Source organism: Streptomyces sp. NPDC029169 (genome assembly GCF_055563935.1).
The window spans coordinates 243,088-259,776 of the sequence record NZ_JBVHXA010000010.1 but is presented as its reverse complement, the minus strand read 5'-3'; the positions used below and the strand labels follow the sequence as shown (position 1 = coordinate 259,776).

General features: G+C 71.7%; 15 protein-coding genes and 1 pseudogene. 8 read left to right on the top strand and 8 right to left on the bottom strand.

Going from position 1 to position 16,689, the window contains the following annotated elements; genetic code table 11:
- Window positions 1-149 precede the first annotated feature (149 nt).
- Both ACZ4VI_RS20875 and ACZ4VI_RS20870 read left to right on the top strand, forming a co-directional pair.
- On the top strand, window positions 150-1,175 hold the full coding sequence (locus tag ACZ4VI_RS20875; RefSeq protein ID WP_468001110.1) for an ATP-dependent 6-phosphofructokinase: 1,026 nt from the start codon (window positions 150-152) through the stop codon (window positions 1,173-1,175).
- A gap of 178 nt (window positions 1,176-1,353) precedes the next feature.
- The gene (locus ACZ4VI_RS20870) at window positions 1,354-2,415 is read left to right on the top strand and encodes a helix-turn-helix domain-containing protein (RefSeq protein ID WP_468001108.1); all 1,062 of its coding nucleotides are present in this window, start codon (window positions 1,354-1,356) and stop codon (window positions 2,413-2,415) included.
- Window positions 2,416-2,431: 16 nt separating this feature from the next.
- On the opposite strand, the gene ACZ4VI_RS20865 is transcribed toward ACZ4VI_RS20870, so the two are convergent.
- From ACZ4VI_RS20865 to ACZ4VI_RS20850, 4 genes are all read right to left on the bottom strand, one after another.
- Window positions 2,432-3,229, bottom strand: a complete 798-nt coding sequence (locus ACZ4VI_RS20865) for an inositol monophosphatase family protein (RefSeq protein ID WP_468001171.1) — start codon at window positions 3,227-3,229, stop codon at window positions 2,432-2,434.
- Window positions 3,230-3,312: 83 nt separating this feature from the next.
- A complete protein-coding gene (locus tag ACZ4VI_RS20860) occupies window positions 3,313-3,921 on the bottom strand; it encodes a helix-turn-helix domain-containing protein (protein ID WP_468001170.1) in 609 nt (202 codons plus the stop codon).
- Window positions 3,922-4,138: 217 nt separating this feature from the next.
- A complete protein-coding gene (locus tag ACZ4VI_RS20855; RefSeq protein ID WP_468001106.1) occupies window positions 4,139-4,825 on the bottom strand; it encodes a response regulator in 687 nt (228 codons plus the stop codon).
- Window positions 4,822-6,555, bottom strand: coding sequence for a sensor histidine kinase (locus ACZ4VI_RS20850; protein ID WP_468001104.1), 1,734 nt, complete (start codon window positions 6,553-6,555; stop codon window positions 4,822-4,824). The genes ACZ4VI_RS20855 and ACZ4VI_RS20850 overlap by 4 nt, the downstream gene beginning before the upstream one ends.
- A gap of 93 nt (window positions 6,556-6,648) precedes the next feature.
- Between ACZ4VI_RS20850 and ACZ4VI_RS20845 the strand changes: the two genes are divergently transcribed.
- Window positions 6,649-8,025 carry a cation:dicarboxylate symporter family transporter gene (locus ACZ4VI_RS20845; protein WP_468001102.1) on the top strand — a complete coding sequence of 459 codons (1,377 nt, stop codon included), beginning with the start codon at window positions 6,649-6,651 and terminating at the stop codon, window positions 8,023-8,025.
- A 269-nt stretch (window positions 8,026-8,294) separates the two neighbouring features.
- Here ACZ4VI_RS20845 and ACZ4VI_RS20840 read toward each other — a convergent pair whose 3' ends face one another.
- From ACZ4VI_RS20840 to ACZ4VI_RS20830, 3 genes and pseudogenes are all read right to left on the bottom strand, one after another.
- Complete coding sequence (locus tag ACZ4VI_RS20840) at window positions 8,295-9,752, bottom strand: glycoside hydrolase family 16 protein (protein WP_468001100.1); 1,458 nt, start codon at window positions 9,750-9,752, stop codon at window positions 8,295-8,297.
- 109 nt (window positions 9,753-9,861) lie between these two features.
- Entirely contained in the window at window positions 9,862-10,749 is an 888-nt protein-coding gene (locus tag ACZ4VI_RS20835) for an aldo/keto reductase (RefSeq protein ID WP_468001168.1), read from the bottom strand.
- A 33-nt stretch (window positions 10,750-10,782) separates the two neighbouring features.
- Window positions 10,783-11,664, bottom strand: a pseudogene (locus ACZ4VI_RS20830) (NAD-dependent epimerase/dehydratase family protein); the annotation flags it as partial.
- A 44-nt stretch (window positions 11,665-11,708) separates the two neighbouring features.
- On the opposite strand from ACZ4VI_RS20830, the gene ACZ4VI_RS20825 reads away from it, so the two are divergent.
- Window positions 11,709-12,242 (top strand): Lrp/AsnC family transcriptional regulator, encoded by a 534-nt coding sequence (locus ACZ4VI_RS20825; RefSeq protein ID WP_468001099.1) that lies wholly within the window; start codon window positions 11,709-11,711, stop codon window positions 12,240-12,242.
- A gap of 46 nt (window positions 12,243-12,288) precedes the next feature.
- Here ACZ4VI_RS20825 and ACZ4VI_RS20820 read toward each other — a convergent pair whose 3' ends face one another.
- Window positions 12,289-12,873 carry a TetR/AcrR family transcriptional regulator gene (locus ACZ4VI_RS20820; RefSeq protein WP_468001097.1) on the bottom strand — a complete coding sequence of 195 codons (585 nt, stop codon included), beginning with the start codon at window positions 12,871-12,873 and terminating at the stop codon, window positions 12,289-12,291.
- Between the two features lie 52 nt (window positions 12,874-12,925).
- Here ACZ4VI_RS20820 and ACZ4VI_RS20815 point away from each other — a divergent pair, with 52 nt between their 5' ends.
- The 4 genes from ACZ4VI_RS20815 (at window position 12,926) to ACZ4VI_RS20800 (ending at window position 16,636) form a co-directional block, all read left to right on the top strand.
- The gene (locus tag ACZ4VI_RS20815) at window positions 12,926-13,477 is read left to right on the top strand and encodes a GNAT family N-acetyltransferase (RefSeq protein WP_468001096.1); all 552 of its coding nucleotides are present in this window, start codon (window positions 12,926-12,928) and stop codon (window positions 13,475-13,477) included.
- Window positions 13,478-13,519: 42 nt separating this feature from the next.
- Entirely contained in the window at window positions 13,520-13,912 is a 393-nt protein-coding gene (locus ACZ4VI_RS20810) for a MerR family transcriptional regulator (RefSeq protein WP_215066265.1), read from the top strand.
- A 4-nt stretch (window positions 13,913-13,916) separates the two neighbouring features.
- Window positions 13,917-14,243 (top strand): thioredoxin, encoded by a 327-nt coding sequence (gene trxA, locus ACZ4VI_RS20805; protein WP_468001094.1) that lies wholly within the window; start codon window positions 13,917-13,919, stop codon window positions 14,241-14,243.
- Between the two features lie 161 nt (window positions 14,244-14,404).
- Complete coding sequence (locus ACZ4VI_RS20800) at window positions 14,405-16,636, top strand: HelD family protein (RefSeq protein ID WP_468001092.1); 2,232 nt, start codon at window positions 14,405-14,407, stop codon at window positions 16,634-16,636.
- Window positions 16,637-16,689 lie beyond the last annotated feature (53 nt).

Sequence of the window (16,689 nt, the reverse complement as noted above, 5' to 3'; positions counted from 1 at the left end):
GGGCGCAGGCCGGACCAACGGCTTGGGAACAGGGGACGACGGGCCTCCGGGGCCGGGCACGCGGAGTAGTCGGGAGCGCGGCGGCCGTGCCGGGCGTGGGAGAATCGACAGAGCTCACATGTACCACTACGAGCAGGAGACACGGCACGATGCGCATCGGAGTTCTCACCGCAGGCGGCGACTGTCCCGGCCTGAACGCAGTGATCCGGTCGGTCGTGCACCGGGCTCTGACCGGCCACGACGACGAAGTCATCGGCTTCGAGGACGGGTTCAAGGGTCTCCTCGACGGCCACTACCGGCCCCTCGACCTCGACGCGGTCAGCGGCATCCTCGCCCGCGGCGGCACCATCCTCGGCTCCGCCCGCCTGGAGCGCAACCGGCTGTCCGAAGCGGCCGAGTCCGCCCCGGAGTTGGCCAAGGAGTACGGCATCGACGTACTCATCCCGATCGGCGGCGAGGGCACGCTGACCGCCGCCCGGATGCTCTCCGACGCCGGCATGCCCGTCGTCGGCGTCCCGAAGACGATCGACAACGACATCTCCTCCACCGACCGTACCTTCGGCTTCGACACCGCCGTGGGGGTGGCGACGGAGGCCATAGACCGTCTCAAGACCACCGCCGAGTCCCACCAGCGCGTGATGGTCGTCGAGGTGATGGGCCGGCACGCCGGCTGGATCGCCCTGGAGTCCGGCATGGCCGGCGGTGCCCACGGCATCTGCCTGCCCGAACGGCCCTTCCAGGTCGACGATCTGGTCAAGATGGTCGAGGAGCGCTTCGCGCGCGGCAAGAAGTTCGCCGTCATCTGCGTCGCCGAGGGCGCGCACCCCGCCGAGGGCTCGATGGAGTACAAGAAGGGCGAGATCGACCCGTACGGCCACGAGCGCTTCCAGGGCATCGGCAACCGGCTCGCGGTCGAACTGGAGCGGCGCCTCGGCAAGGAGGCGCGGCCGGTCATTCTCGGGCACGTCCAGCGCGGCGGCACGCCGACGGCGTACGACCGGGTGCTCGCGACCCGCTTCGGCTGGCACGCGGTGGAGGCCGCGCACAGCGGCGAGTTCGGGAAGATGACGGCGCTGCGCGGCACGGACATCATGATGGTGCCGCTGGCCGAGGCCGTGACGCGACTGAAGACCGTCCCGGAGAGCCGGATGTCCGAGGCCGAGTCGGTCTTCTGACCAGCGTGTCTTTCTGACCAGCACGTCATACGCGTCATCAGGGTGTGCGGGTCCCGATCATCCCCCCGTGGACGATCGGGGCCCGTTTCCACTCTTGAGCCGAAGAGCCGGATCAACAAGGCTTGGGCCTGTCCCGGACATGTCCCAACCCTGTCCGGGGGAGGGGTGGGGAGCAGGCATGACCGAGGGATACGCCGGCGGGGGCGGCGCGCCCGACCCGCGCGAGGCGACCGACGCCGCCTCGTTCCTCGCGCGGCTCCAGGCGCTCAAGGACTGGTCCGGACTGACGTACCGCGAGCTGTCGGCCCGCGCCGAGGCCCTCGGCGACGTCCTCCCCCGCTCGACGGTGGCGAACATGCTCGCCCGCTCGACCGTCCCCCGCGAGGAGCTGCTGACCTCGTTCGTCCGCGCCTGCGGGGTGGCGCCCGGGGAGCTGGAGAACTGGCAGGCGGTGCGGAAGGAACTGGCGGTACGAGGGGTGTACGAGGACGGGGTCGGGGACGGGGACGCCGACGGGGACGAGGTCGGGGACGCGACCCCGGCCCGGACCCCGGACACCGCGTGGCCGGCGGCGACGGAGCCCGCGCCCGGCTCCGAGTCCGAGCCTGAATCCCCCGCCCCCCGCTCCTTCCGCATACGCCGGACGGTCGTCGCGCTCGTCGCCGTCGCCGGGCTCGTCCTCGCCGGGGTCAGCGTCGTCTTCGCCCTCATCGGGGACGGGAGCGGGGACGGGCACGGCGGCGGGGGCGACCGGCCGGAGAAGCCCGTGTCCCAGACCGTCACCGCGCCCGCCGCCGGGGACGTACAGATACGGGTGATCGGCTCGGACCTCTGCCTGAACGAACGGCGCGGCGGCCGCAGCGGCCAGATCCACCAGCGGGAGTGCGCGGGCGCCGACGTCCCCCGCTACTCGCTCAAGGAGCTCGGGTCCGGCGAGTGGCGGATCGTCTCCGAGCACCCGGACTACGGCCCCGGCTGCTCCGGCATCCCGTCCGGCGGCCGTGTCCCGGACGCCGCGTTCGAGGACTCCGAGTGCGGCGACCCGACCCGTGTCGAAAGGTTCCGCCTGGAGCCCTTCGGCAGCCCGGTCGCCGGCTACCGCATCGTTCCCGCGGGCTCGGCGACCGCGAACTCCTGCGTGACCGTCGTCGGCGACCGCACCGCCGCATGGGCGAAGCTGGCCCAGGCGCCCTGCCGGACGGACGCCCGGGGCCAGCTCTTCAGCTTCGACCGCCGCTAGACCGTGTCCGGAGACGTCAGCCCCGGATCATCGCCATCAGCTGCTCGTGGGTCTCGGCATCGGCGGCCGCGACGAGCCCGCGGCCGCCGCCGGCCGGCCCGATCGGGGCCCCGTCGATCCCGGTGACGACGCAGCCGGCAGCCCGGCACAGCGTGATACCGGCGGCGAAGTGCACGCTCCCGGACAGGTCGCCGCCATCGGTGACGTAGGCGGCGCGCTTGCCCGCCGCGACCCAGGCCAGCGCCAGCGTCGTGGACACCACCCGAGGCCGGAACCGCTCGACGAATCCGGGGTGGGCCAGGAGGTCCACCGCGCGGAATCCGGGAGCGCCCGGGAACGGCGGATCCAGGTTGACGTCCACCAGCCGGGTGGCCGGCGTGGGAGCGAGCCGGGCCACGGCGCCGTCGTGCCGCACCCAGGCCGCGTCGCCGTCGGTGCAGAAGACCTCGCCGCTGAACGGGTCGGCCACCGCGGCCGCCCCCGTGCGCAGAGCCACGTTGACGGCCACCAGCATGTTGCCGACGGCGTAGTTCAGCGTGCCGCAGAGGGGATCCACCAGCCACTGGCGCGCGGCATCGGCTGCACCCTGCCGGCCGCCCTCCTCGCCGAGTACCGCGTCATCGGGCCGCGCGGCACGGATGACGTCGAGGATCGCCTTCTCGGCCGCCACGTCGGCGGCGGTGGCGAAGTCCCCGGCGCCCTTGTCGATACGGGCGAGCCGCTGACCGTAGAGGGCGCGTACGACGTCCGCGCCGGCGGTCACCGCGGCCACGGCCACGCCCGTGTCGTCGAGGACCGCGGATGTGTTGATCATGTCCATGGCGCGGAGGATAGCGACGCGGAGCCGATCTCCGCCGCCTTATGAGCTGGCCTTACGAGCCGACCTTAGAGCCGGCCTTACGAGCCGACCGCCTCCCAGAAGTGCTGCACGATCCCGTCCAGGTACTCCCGGCCGGCCTCGCCGCTGTCGCCCGAGGCGCCCCAGCTGCTCGTGGCCACCATCTTGGCGTGGTACTCCGTGTAGAGCTGCTGGAGCGCCGACTCCACAAGCCGCTTGGGCAGCGGCAGGAGCTTCACGACGGGACGGACGTACGCCTGCCAGCGCGTCGTGGCCGCGTCCCGCAGCAGCGCCGCCAGGTCCTCGTCGCGGCCCGTCACCTTGAGCAGGGCGCGCGGCCCGAGCCCGAGGACCTCGGCGAGGGCCGCGGTCTGGCGTTCGTTGCCGCGCCAGCGGCCCGCCTCCTCCATCCGTAGATAGCCGGCCGTGTCGAGGCCCACCCGTCGGGCCAGGTCGTCGGCGGCGAGCCCGCGGGAGATCCGGTGCTCGCGCAGGGTGGTGGCGTCGGCGATCAGCTCACCGGGGGCGCACCACAGGACGCCCGCGAGTGCGCTGAGCTCCTGTGCCGAGGGGGCGAGGCGCCCGCGTTCCCAGGCGACGACGGTTTCGGGGGTGATGGGCAGTCCGTACTGTGCGCGCAGCCCGTAGGCGACGTGGCCCGGGGCCATGCCGAGGCCTTCACGCAGATGGCGTGCGGCGAGCGCGTTGAACGGAGGTGGGGGAGGGGAGGGAGGGGTGTGGTGCACGCTGACACGCTAGATGCGGAACGTGACCGTTGGCTACGGTGCGTTCACCCAAGGCCAGATGTCGTAGAAACGTGGGAACCCGGCGGTAACCATCCGTAATGATCACGTAGGCGTTCGGTGACCGGGGGGTGGAGTCCGGTCAGCGGACGATCGTCGTGATCCAGCGGTACTGGAGCTCCGGCCGGCCGATCTGTCCGTACTGCGGGGCTCGTGCCGCCCGGCCGTCCGTGACCAGTTGCTCAAGGTAGCGGCGGGCGGTGATCCGGGAGATGCCGACTGCCGCGGCGGCCTCGGTGGCGGTCAGTCCGTCCGGCGCGTCCCGGAGGGTACGGGTGACGGCCTCCAGGGTGGGAGCGCTCAGGCCCTTGGGGAGCGAGGCCGGCTGCGGGGTGCGCAGGGTCGCGAGGGCGCGGTCCACCTCGTCCTGGCCGGACGCCTCGCCTGCGGTCGCCCGGAACTCGGCGTATCGGCTGAGCCGGTCCCGCAGGGTCGCGAAGGTGAACGGCTTCAGGACGTACTGCACGACGCCGAGGGAGACGCCCTCCCGCACGATGGCGAGATCACGGGCGGAGGTCACCGCGATGACGTCCGCCGAGTGGCCGCCGGCGCGCAGCGAGCGGAGCAGCTGGAGACCGTGCCCGTCGGGGAGGTAGAGGTCGAGCAGGATGAGGTCGACGGGGGTCCGGTCGAGTACCCGCACGGCGGCGGCCCGCGAATGCGCGACCCCGACCACGGAGAACCCTGCCACGCGCCCGGCATAGAGCGCGTGCGCGTCGGCGGCGACCGGGTCGTCCTCGACGACGAGCACACGGATGTCCTGACTCATGCGGGCACCTCCGCATCGGCCGAGCCGGGCCGGGCGCCCGGCGGGACGGTCGCGGGACCGGGTTGCCCGGGTCCCGGCTCCGGTTCGGCGGCGGGGGGCGCCGGGGGGACCGGGGTGGTGGCCGGCTCGGCGGGCGGGGCTTGCGTCCGTGCCGTCAGGGGCAGGCGTACGGTGAACTCGGCGCCGCCCTCCGGGGTGTCCGTCAGGGTCACCGTGCCCGAGGCACGGGTGGTCGCCTGGCGGACCAGGGCGAGACCGAGCCCGCGGCCCGGGCCGTGGGTGGACCAGCCGCGGTCGAAGACCGCCTCCCGGTCGCCCGCCTCGATCCCGGACCCCGTGTCGCTGACCCGCAGGAGGAGCTCGCCGTCGCACGTGCGGGCGGTGACCGCGACCCGCGCGTGCGGGGTGCCGCTCGCCGCCTCCACCGCGTTGTCGATCAGGTTGCCGAGGATCGTCACCAGGTCCCGCGGCGGTATCTCGGGCGGCAGGAGCCCGTCGTCGATCCGGCTGTCCTCGGTCAGGACCAGCTCCACACCCCGCTCGTTGGCCTGCGCCGCCTTGCCGAGCAGCAGCGCCGCGAGCACCGGCTCGCCGACCGCGTCGACGACCCGGTCCGTGAGCGCCTGGGCCAGCTCCAGCTCGGCCGTCGCGAAGCCCACCGCCTCGTCCACCCGGCCGAGCTCGATCAGCGAGACGACCGTGTGCAGCCGGTTCGCCGCCTCGTGGGCCTGCGAGCGGAGCGCCTGCGTGAACCCCCGCTCCGAGGTCAACTCGCCCGACAGCGCCAGGAGTTCGGTGCGGTCCCGGAGTGTCACGACCGTCCCCCGCCGCTCCCCGCCGACCACCGGACGGGTGTTGACGACGAGCACCCGCTCCGCCGTCAGATGCAGCTCGTCCACCCGGGGCTCGGAGGCGAGCAGCGCACTGGTGAGCGAGACCGGAAGTCCCAGATCCGCCGCCGACCGGCCCACGACCTCCGCGTCCAGACCGAGCAGCTCCCGCGCCCCGTCGTTGATGAGCGCGATCCGCCGCTGCCCGTCCAGCATCACGAGCCCCTCGCTCACCGCGTGCAGCGCGGCCTCGTGGTAGTCGTGCATCCGGCTCAGCTCGGACGCGTTCATCCCGTGCGTGTGCCGCCGCAGCCGGGCGTTGATGACGTACGTACCGACGCCACCGAGCGCGAGCGCCGCCCCCGCCATGCCCAGCAGGGCCGTGACCTGCTCCCGTACCTGTTCGCTGATCTTCTCGATGGTGATGCCGGCGCTGACGAGGGCGACGACCCGGCCGTTCTCGTACACCGGCGCGACCGTACGGACCGAGCGCCCGAGCACGCCCGTGTACGTCTCCGAGAAGGTCCTGCCCTGGAGGGCCTGTTCGATGTGGCCGCGGTACGTGTGCCCGATCTCCGTCGGCTCCGGATGCGTCCAGCGCGTGCCGTCCGGGGCCATGATCACCACGAAGGCGACGCCGGAGCGGTGCCGTACCGACTCGGCGTACGGCTGGAGCTGTGCCGTCGGGTCCGGGGAGTGGATGGCCCGCGACACCGACGGGGAGCCGGCGACGGCCGACGCGGTCGCCGTGGACTGGCGGCGCGCCGTCTCCTCAGCCTGGGCGCGGTCGGTGATGTAGACGAAGGCGGCGCACCCGGCCACGATCGCGGCCACGAGCACGACCTGCATCGCGAAGAGCTGGCCGGCGAGGCTGCGGGGGCGCGGGAACGGTATGCGCATGCAGGCAAGTGTGACAGTTCGGCCGTGAACGAAACGAACGTAAGGGTGACCCGGGTCACAGGCTGATGGATATTCGCTGGGATCCACCGGGACGTGGACACCCATCAGCACGAGGAGGACCCCGTGGCCGCACAGCGGGACCGTACCCATTACCTGTATCTCGCAGTCATCGGAGCCGTGCTCCTCGGCGTCACGGTCGGCTTCGTCGCGCCGGACTTCGCCGTCGAGCTCAAGCCGCTGGGCACCGGCTTCGTCAACCTGATCAAGATGATGATCTCGCCGATCATCTTCTGCACGATCGTCCTCGGTGTCGGCTCGGTCCGTAAGGCCGCGAAGGTCGGCGCCGTCGGCGGGCTCGCGCTCGGGTACTTCCTCGTGATGTCGACCGTCGCCCTCGCGATCGGCCTGGTCGTCGGCAACATCCTGGAGCCCGGCTCCAGCCTCCACCTGACGAAGGAGGTCGCGGAGGCCGGCGCCAAGCAGGCCGACGGGCCGGCCGAGACCACCGTGGAGTTCCTGCTCGGGATCATCCCCAAGACGATGATCTCCGCCTTCACCGAGGGCGAGGTCCTGCAGACCCTGCTCGTCGCGCTCCTCGCGGGCTTCGCGCTCCAGGCCATGGGCCGGGCCGGAGAGCCCGTGCTGCGCGGGATCGGGCACATCCAGCGGCTGGTCTTCCGTATCCTCGCCATGATCATGTGGGCCGCGCCGGTCGGCGCGTTCGGCGCCATGGCGGCGGTCGTCGGCGCGACCGGCATCGACGCGCTGAAGTCGCTCGCCGTCATCATGATCGGCTTCTACGTGACCTGCGCCCTGTTCGTCTTCGTGGTGCTCGGCACGCTGCTCCGGCTGGTCGCCGGAGTCAACATCCTGACGCTCCTGAAGTACCTGGGCCGCGAGTTCCTGCTGATCCTCTCCACCTCGTCCTCCGAGTCCGCGCTGCCGCGGCTGATCGCGAAGATGGAGCACCTGGGTGTCAGCAAGCCCGTCGTCGGCATCACCGTCCCGACCGGCTACTCCTTCAACCTGGACGGCACGGCGATCTACCTGACGATGGCCTCGCTCTTCGTCGCCGAGGCCATGGGCAACCCGCTCTCGGTCGCCGAGCAGATCTCGCTCCTCGTCTTCATGATCATCGCGTCGAAGGGTGCGGCCGGTGTCACCGGCGCCGGCCTGGCGACCCTCGCCGGCGGCCTCCAGTCGCACCGGCCCGAGCTGGTCGACGGCGTCGGCCTGATCGTCGGCATCGACCGCTTCATGAGCGAGGCCCGCGCCCTGACGAACTTCGCGGGCAACGCGGTCGCCACCGTCCTCGTCGGCACGTGGACCAAGGAGATCGACAAGGGGCGGGTCGCGGAGGTCCTGGCCGGCCGGGTCCCCTTCGACGAGAAGACCCTGGTCGACGACCACGCGCCGTTGCCCGAGGAGTCGTCCGTGCCCGCCGAGGAGAAGGCCCGCGCGGGCGTCTGAGCCGCATCGGATATCGGATCCATGACCTTGGATCCGATGTCCATGATCCAACGTCATGGATCCAATCTCTTGGATCCAATCTCTGGATCGAATGCTCGGGATCCAATCTCCTCCGCGGTCTTGGATCCGATGTATTGGATCCAGGATCATGGATATTGGATCCGAAGACCGCCCCGGCTCCCGGGCCTTGAGCCGGATCCGGGCTCCGGGGTACGGGACGCCCCCGGCCGCTTCTGCAGCCGGGGGCGTCCTTACATTCCGCGCCGCGCTCAGGAGAACGGGATCCGGACCACCGACTGGTTCCCCACGCCGACCGTGCTCGGACCGTTCCCGATCGCGTTCCACACCTCGATGCGGATCCGGCCGTTCGACAGGTTCCCGTGGGTGCCGGTCGCCGACTTCAGGCCGCTCGCCTGCGTGTAGTGCTCGTACCCCGGCACCGGATCGGTCGCGAAGTACTGGTACGTCTCGACGCGCTCCCAACTCCCGTCGCCCGTACGGTCGTAACTCACCCGTACCTGCTGCCCGTTGGCGACGACCGTGCCCGCGTCCACGAACAGGTCGAACTGCGTCGAGCCGCCGTTGTACGTCCGGGTGATCGGGCCCGAGGTGAAGACCTGCGGGTTGGCCGGGGTGCCGTCGTGGTTGGCGCCGCCCGCCGAGGCCAGGGTCACGGCCGAGGCGGCCGCCTGGGCGTCTCCGGCGCCCGCGCCCGTCCGCAGATACAGCTGGGAGGAGCCCGACGGCGGCGGAGTGGTCGGCGGAGGCGTCGTCGGGGTCGTCGAGCCACCGCCCCTCGTCCACACCGCCACGTAGTCGACCAGCATCGGCCGGCCGGAGACGGTCGCGGCCGTCGGCGTCGGCCCGGCCAGCGCGTCCGGGAAGGCGCCGCCCATCGCCACGTTGAGCAGGATGAAGTAGCCCGCGTGGCTGGTCATGTCGGCCCAGGCCTGGGCGCCCACCCGGGTCTCGTTCACGCTGTGGAAGAGCTGGTCGTCCACGTACCAGCGCAGCTCGTTGGGGGAGACCGAGCGGTCCCACTCGAAGCGGTACGTATGGAACGCGGACTGGCAGCTCGCGCCCGGGCAGGCCCGGCTGGCGCCGATGCCGGTCGTCTCGCCGCACGGTCCGCCGGGGTTCACGCCGCAGTGCAGCACGCCCCAGACGGAGTTGAGACCGTTGACGTTCTCCATGATGTCGAACTCGCCGATGGCGGGCCAGTTCCAGTAGTTGCCGCGGTAGGGCGAGCCGAGCGCCCAGAAGGCGGGCCAGTAGCCGAGGGCGGCGTCGCCCGTCACGTTCGGCATCTGAATCCGGCCCTCGATGCGCAGCGTTCCGCCCGCGGGGGGCTTGAAGTCGGACCGCTTGGTCTCGATCCGGGCCGAGGTCCAGTTGCCCGCGCCGTCCTTGAGCGGGGTGATCCGGAGGTTTCCGGTGCCGTCGAGGCGCAGGTTGTCGGGGCTCGACGTGTAGTTCTGTATCTCTCCGGTGCCCCAGTTGGCGGGGCCGCCCGGATAGCCGTGGCCGGTGTCGATCTGCCAGTCGGCGGCGTTCGGGAGGGCGCGGTCGGGGCCGTTGAAGTCGTCGCTCCACTGGAGCGACCAGCCGGGCGCCGGCGGTACGGCGCCGCTAGCGGTGCCGGCACCGCCCAGACCGAGCAGGGCGCCCGCGGCGAGGGCGGCGGCGAGGAGCGAGGCGAGGAGCGGGGTGCGTCGGACGCGGCTCAAGGAGAACACCTCCGGTGGGGGACAAGAGCGTGAGAGCGCTCTCAGCAAGCTTTTGTAGATGGAGACACCGGACCCGTCAATGGGTCCGGTGCCTTCGACTACCGAACGTCTACCGAACGTCCAGCTCCGCCAACTCCGGTGTATTCAGCACGAGTTCGGCCGCCCCCGCCGAATCCCGCGCCGTCTCGGGCCGGCTCGCCCCCGGGATCGGCAGGACCGTCTCCGACCGCGACAGCAGCCAGGCGAGCGCCACCCGCTGCGGGCTCACCCCGCGCGCCCGCGCCACCCGGTGGAACGCGCCGAACTCCGGATCCGCCTCCAGGGCCGACGCCCCGTCGAGCGAGCTGCGCGAGATCCCGCCCAGCGGGCTCCACGGCATGAACGCCAGACCGAGTTCCGCGCAGAGCCGCAGCTCCGGCTCGGCGGTCCGCACCGCGGGGGAGTACCGGTTCTGCACGGAGACGAGCCGCTCGCCCAGGATCTCCCGCGCAAGCTGGATCTGGCCGACGTCCACATTGGAGATCCCGGCCAGCCGGACCGTGCCCGCGTCCAGCAACTCCCGTATCGCGCCCAGCGATTCGGCGTACGGCACGGCCGGGTCCGGTTTGTGGAGCTGGTACAACCCGATCGCCTCGACGCCGAGCCGCCGCGCCGACGCCTCGGCCGCCCGCCGCAGATGCTCCGGGCGGCCGTCCACCGTCCAGCCGCCGTCGGCGGTCCGCCCACGCCCGCCCTTCGTCGCCACCAGCACGTCGTCGGTCCGGCCGCGACCCCCGTACGTGGCCAGAGCCCGCGCGACCAGCAGCTCGCCGGCGCCCGGCTCACCGCCCGGCAGGTGGTAGGAGTCCGCCGTGTCGAGCAGCGTCACGCCCGCGTCCAGCGCCGCGTGGACGGTGGCCAGGGCGCGCGCCTCGTCCGGGTGCCCCTCGATGGAGAGCGGCATGGCGCCGAGTCCGATCGCCCCGACCCGTACGTCTCCGAGCATGCGGTACCGCATCAGCGCGCCCCCCCGTGTCGGCGTCCGCGTTGCCAGCGTCTCGGAAAGGGCCTTCGCCAGCCACTCCCCCGAATTCCGGAAACTGAACCCGAGCGCCTTCGCCCGCGCGTTGTCCATTCCGTACGAGCGGGTGAAGGAGAACGGCGACACCTCACCCACCTCCACCTCCGTGAAAACGGCCTTTCCGCCCACCTGCCTCTCGATCTCCGCACAGATATCGGCGGTCGTGAGCGGGCCGTGGGAATGCGCATTGACCGGCCCGGTGAAATCCGATTCCACCGCCCACGCCAGGAATTCCGCGATCTCCTCGACATACACATAGGTGGCCGGGTGGTTCACCGCCGGTACGGTGATCGGATCGCCCGCCCGGACGCGGTCCGCGTAGTGCTCGACGCGGCCGGTGAAGTCGTCCGCTCCGCCCAGCACATGGGCGACCCGCACCGCCGTGTACGGGAACGCGGGCTCGGCCGCGAAGACCGCCTCCGCCTGCCGCTTTCCCTCGCCGTAGTGTGCGTCGAGGAACTCAGGGTCCTCCCAGGGAAGGTCGAGATCGACGGCGACGGTACGCGGATCGACCGCCTCCTCCCGTACGGGCGCGGCCGAGTGCTCGTACTCGTACACCTCCACCGTCGACGTCATCACATAACGCCCCGTGCGAGGCCCGAACACCCTCCGGGCAATATCCGCCTGGCGCGGCGTGTAGCAGACCTGGTCGACGACGACATCGAAAGTCCGGCCGCCCAGAGCGCTTTCCAGGGCGGCCTCGTCGTTCCGGTCGGCGACCACATGGGTCACCCCCTCCGGAACACCGGAAGAACCCCGGTTGAGAATCGTCACGGCATGCCCGGATTCCAGCAGACGGGCCGTCAGCCGCTTTCCGAAATAGCGGTTCCCGCCGGTGATCAGAATGTCCATACGACAAGTGTTACGTTGGGCGCTCGCCAACTGAAGGGGGAAACATGGGAGTCCCGGCCGCCGCACCGAAGGAACCACGGCATCTGCGGCCTGCCACCGACGAAACCTCGGCGGGCGCCTTCGACCCCATCGACCGGCAGATCCTGGAACTCGTCCAGGAGGACGGCCGGATCAAGCTCAGCGAGCTCGGCCGACGCGTCCGGCTGAGCCCCGCCGCCGTCACCGAGCGGGTGCGCAGGCTGGAGGCCTGCGGGGCGATCACCGGCTACGGCGCCCATGTCTCCCCGGCCCGGCTCGGCTACGGCATCCAGGCCTTCATCCGCGTCAACCCGCACGGCGGCTACACCCTCAGACACCCCAGGACCCTTGAGCTGACCGCGCGCCCAGAGATCCTGGAGGTGCACCACGTCGTCGGCGAGGACTGCTGGATCCTCAAGGTCGCCGTCACGGACACGATCCATCTCGAAGAGATCCTGGAGCAGACCTCGGCGCTCGGCCGGACGACCACCTCGATCGTCCTGTCGTCCCCGGTGGAGCGGAAACCCCTCCTCCCGCCGGCCGCCGTAAACCGGCCCTGACCTTCGCCGACGAGCTGATCCCGCTCCTTCGGAACGTCGCGGCCGCTCAGGGGGCGAGCGAGGCCAAGTAGTCGTCCAGGAGCTCGATCTGGCGGTGGGCCGGGAACGCCGCCGGGTCGAGCAGGGCCTGGACGACCAGGCCGAGCACGAAGGACTGGGCACCCTCCGCGATGCGCGCCGGGTCGCCCGGGGACAGCTCGCCGAGCCGCTGGGCCGCCGCGACCGCGTCGCGGAGCCGGTCGCGGCCGCGGGCGTACTTGCCGGCGTACTCCGCGCGCAGCGCCGGGTCGGCGAGCGCGGTGTCCCAGGAGGACACCCAGATGCGGTTGCTGTCGGTGGCCTCGGCGGTCAGCGGCAGGATGTCGAGCAGAGCGGCCCGCACCGCGTCCCTGCCCGCCCCGGCGGCACGCCTGGAGCGGGCGGCAGTGCGCTGTTCGAGCAGGTCGAGGGCGTACGCGACCAGGTCGTTCTTGGCCGGGAAGTAGTGGGTGAGCAGACCGGTGGTCGCGCCGAGTTCGGCGGCGACGGCCCGCAGCGTCAGGCCCCCGAAACCGCGGGTGGCCAGCACGTGCCAGACCGCTTCCGAGACTTCGAGTCGGCGGGCCTCGTGGTCCCCCTTGGCGCGTGGCATCCTGCTACTGTACATAGCCGTAACGCTTGTTATGTGAATGGGGCCGCCCGTCATGTTCTCCCTCGCCCTGCGGGACAACGCCCGTCTGGGACCGCTCGAGTTGTGGCATGCCGAGGAGTTCGCCGCCCATGTGGACCGGGCACGCGAGCACATCCGGCCGTGGGTCGGACAGTCCTTCGTCACCGACACCCTCGACGGGGCCCGGACCACACTCCGCCGCTACGCCGAGGCGCAGGCCGCGGACGGCGCCCGCCTCTACGGCATCCGGCTCGACGGCACGCTCGTCGGCGGCGTGATGTTCACCCACTTCGACGCGGCCTCGGGCAGTTGCGAGCTCGGCTGCTGGCTCGAACCGGCCGGCGAAGGGCACGGACTGGTGACCCCGGCCTGTCACGCCCTGCTGGACTGGGCGTTCCTCACCCGGGGCCTGCACCGCGCCTCCTGGCACTGCCGGGCCGACAACGACCGCAGCGCCGCGGTGGCCCAGCGCCTCGGCATGGTCCTGGAGGGCGTCGAGCGCGAGGCCTGGCCCTACGGCGGCATCCGTCACGACAGGCAGACCTGGGCGGTCCTCGCACCCGAGTGGCGGGCCCGTAGGCCGTAAGTCGTTGCCTTGACGCCGACGTCAAGGCGTACGTTCGAGGACATGCGAATCGGCGAGCTGGCCGAGCGGGCCGGAACGACCACGCGGACTCTGCGCTATTACGAGTCCCGTGGCCTTCTGGCCGCCCGGCGCACGGAGAACGGCTACCGCACGTACGACGAGGACGACCTGCGCCTCCTCCAGCAGATCAGGACCCTGCAGGACTTCGGGTTCGAACTGGAGGAGACCCGGCCGTTCGTGGAGTGCCTGCGCGCAGGCCACCCGGCGGGAGACGCGTGTCCCGCCTCGCTCGACGTGTACCGCCGCAAGCTCGCGGAGCTGGACGGACTCGTCGAGCAGCTCCAGGCGGTACGCGCCCAGGTCGCCGCGCAGTTGCTGCGGGCCGAGGCGGAGCTGCCGGGCGGCCCGGAACCCACATGCGAACTCGGAGGATGACGGAATGGCCGATGTGACGGACGTGACGGACGCGGGCTTCGCCGCCGACGTACTGGAGGCGGACCTCCCGGTCCTGGTGAAGTTCACGGCGGACTGGTGCGGCCCGTGCCGCCAGCTCGCGCCGGTGCTGAGCGCGATGGCGGAGGAGGAGCGGGGACGGCTGAAGATCGTCCAGATCGATGTCGACCGCAATCCGGAGACGACGGTCCGGTACGGGGTCCTGGCGACGCCCACGCTGATGGTGTTCCGAGCGGGCGAACCCGTGAAGTCGATCGTGGGCGCCCGCCCGAAGCGCCGCCTCCTCCAGGAACTGGAGGACGTACTCCTCTAGACGCTTCGTGTGCCGTCGCTCTCCCCATGGCGCACAAAAATACCCCGACTAGAATTGACAGTCGGGGTAATGCATCGCGTATATTCATGGATTCCGTGTCTGTACACAACAAAAGACGCGGAAAGATTTAATAAACGCACTGTATCGCGCCAGGAGTCGAATTGTCAACCGAGCAATTCCGGGAAGAGCAGAAATTCATCACCGAGCTCTACGCACGACTCGACGAACTGAGGGACCAGGCCGAGGGCGCCGTCGGCGATGCCCTCAAGGCGTCCTGGGTCGGCAATCAAGGGCGCCTCGAACGGGACGTGCTCGTGGCCGAGCAGTCCGGGCTGCTCGCCGCCCTCAACGCGGGGGAGACCGGGCTGTGCTTCGGCCGGCTAGTCTTCCGGGACGGGCGCGACCACCACATCGGGCGGATCGGCATCCGTGAGGACGACGCCAACCGCACCCCCCTCGTCGTCGACTGGCGCGCCGAGGTCGCCCGGCCCTTCTATCTCGCCACCGGATACGAGCCGATGGGCCTCCGCCGCCGCCGGCACATCTCCACCCACGGCCGCGAGGTGACCGCCCTCCACGACGAGGTCCTCGACCTCGCCGACGCGACCCGCACCGGGTACGAGAACCGGGACGCCGACGAGGTGCTGCTCGCCGCGCTCGACGCCGCCCGCACCGGCCGCATGCACGACATCGTGCAGACCATCCAGGCCGAGCAGGACCGCATCATCCGCTCCCCGCACCGCGGCGTCCTCGTCGTCGAGGGCGGCCCCGGCACCGGCAAGACCGCCGTGGCCCTGCACCGCGCCGCGTACCTCCTCTACGCCCACCGCGAGCAGCTCGCCAAGCGCGCCGTCCTCATCGTCGGCCCCAACCCCGCCTTCCTCGGCTACATCGGCAACGTCCTGCCCTCCCTCGGCGAGACCGGCGTCCTGCTCGCCACCCCGGCCGAGCTCTTCCCCGGCGTCCGCGCCACCGGTACGGACACCCCGCGCGCCGCCGCCGTCAAGGGCGCCGCCGCCATGGCCGAGGCGCTCGCCCAGGCCGTACGCGACCGCCAGCAGGTCCCCGAGCGCGGCGCGCCGCTGATCGTCCCGCACGACGACGGCGACCTGATCATCGACTGGGACATGGCCCTCGAAGCCCGCCACAAGGCCCGCGAGACGGCCCTCCCGCACAACCTCGCCCGCCCCTACTTCGTCTTCAACCTCCTCGACGCGCTGGCCGAGCAGCTCGCCGACCGCATCGGCGCCGACCCGTACGGTGGGCCCAACTTCCTCGGCCCCGACGACCTCGCCCTGCTCGCCAAGGGCGTCGCCGCCAGCCCCGAGGTCCACGCCGCCATCGACACCCTCTGGCCGCCCCTCACGCCGCAGGAGTTCCTCGCCGACTACCTCGCCGAGCCCACGCACCTGAGCGATGAGGACGCCGCCGCCATCCGGCGCGACGGAGGCGAGTGGACGCCCGCCGACGTACCCCTGCTCGACGAGGCCGCCGAACTCCTCGGCGTGGACGACTCGGCCGCCCGCGCCGCCGCCGAGGCCGAGCGGGAGAAGCAGATCCAGTACGCGCAGGGCGTCCTCGACGTCAGTTACGCCTCGCGGACCTACGAGTTCGAGGACAAGGAGGAGCAGGACAAGGACGCCGCCGAGGTCCTCGCCGCGCACGACATCATCGACGCCGAGCGCTTCGCCGAGCGGCACGAGGAGGCCGACCACCGCAGCGCCGCCGAACGCGCCGCCGCCGACCGCACCTGGGCGTTCGGCCACATCATCGTCGACGAGGCGCAGGAGCTCTCGGCGATGACCTGGCGGCTGCTGATGCGCCGCAGCCCGAACCGTTCGATGACCCTCGTCGGAGACCCGGCGCAGACCGGCGACGCGGCGGGCGTCGGGGCGTGGGACAAGATCCTCGCGCCGTACGTGGAGGACCGCTGGGACCTCGTACGGCTCGGCGTCAACTACCGCACCCCCGCTGAGATCATGGCGGTCGCCGCGGACGTCCGGCGCGAGGCCGACCCGGGCTTCGAGCCGCCCCGCTCCGTCCGCTCCACGGGCGTCGAGCCCTGGGAGCGGACGGTCGAGGACCCGGTGAAGGAGACCGCCGACGCGGTCGCCGCCGAGGCGCGCGACGAGGGCCGGCTCGCCGTGATCGCCCCGCCGGCCCTGCACCAGGAGCTGATCGAGGCCCTGCCGGACGCCTCGTACGGCAGGGCGCCCGACCTGACCCGGCCGGTCGTCCTGCTCGACCCCCGTCAGGCCAAGGGCCTGGAGTTCGACACGGTCCTCGTCGTCGACCCGGACGGCATCCGGGCCGGCGCCACGCACGGCGTCAACGACCTGTACGTGGCGCTGACCCGGGCCACTCAGCGCCTGGGCGTCATCAAGCGCGCATGAGTGTCAGGCATGCCTGAGTGCCAAGCGCGCCCGAAAGGCAGGCATGCCAGGCG

Excerpts from the sequence above, each read along its gene's own strand:
- ACZ4VI_RS20875 (WP_468001110.1), top strand. The coding sequence starts at position 150 with ATGCGCATCGGAGTTCTCACCGCAGGCGGCGACTGTCCCGGCCTGAAC.
- ACZ4VI_RS20870 (WP_468001108.1), top strand. The coding sequence starts at position 1,354 with ATGACCGAGGGATACGCCGGCGGGGGCGGCGCGCCCGACCCGCGCGAG.
- ACZ4VI_RS20865 (WP_468001171.1), bottom strand. The coding sequence starts at position 3,229 with ATGATCAACACATCCGCGGTCCTCGACGACACGGGCGTGGCCGTGGCC.
- ACZ4VI_RS20860 (WP_468001170.1), bottom strand. The coding sequence starts at position 3,921 with ATGGCCCCGGGCCACGTCGCCTACGGGCTGCGCGCACAGTACGGACTG.
- ACZ4VI_RS20855 (WP_468001106.1), bottom strand. The coding sequence starts at position 4,825 with ATGAGTCAGGACATCCGTGTGCTCGTCGTCGAGGACGACCCGGTCGCC.
- ACZ4VI_RS20850 (WP_468001104.1), bottom strand. The coding sequence starts at position 6,555 with ATGCGCATACCGTTCCCGCGCCCCCGCAGCCTCGCCGGCCAGCTCTTC.
- ACZ4VI_RS20835 (WP_468001168.1), bottom strand. The coding sequence starts at position 10,749 with ATGCGGTACCGCATGCTCGGAGACGTACGGGTCGGGGCGATCGGACTC.
- ACZ4VI_RS20825 (WP_468001099.1), top strand. The coding sequence starts at position 11,709 with ATGGGAGTCCCGGCCGCCGCACCGAAGGAACCACGGCATCTGCGGCCT.
- ACZ4VI_RS20820 (WP_468001097.1), bottom strand. The coding sequence starts at position 12,873 with ATGCCACGCGCCAAGGGGGACCACGAGGCCCGCCGACTCGAAGTCTCG.
- ACZ4VI_RS20815 (WP_468001096.1), top strand. The coding sequence starts at position 12,926 with ATGTTCTCCCTCGCCCTGCGGGACAACGCCCGTCTGGGACCGCTCGAG.
- ACZ4VI_RS20810 (WP_215066265.1), top strand. The coding sequence starts at position 13,520 with ATGCGAATCGGCGAGCTGGCCGAGCGGGCCGGAACGACCACGCGGACT.
- trxA (WP_468001094.1), top strand. The coding sequence starts at position 13,917 with ATGGCCGATGTGACGGACGTGACGGACGCGGGCTTCGCCGCCGACGTA.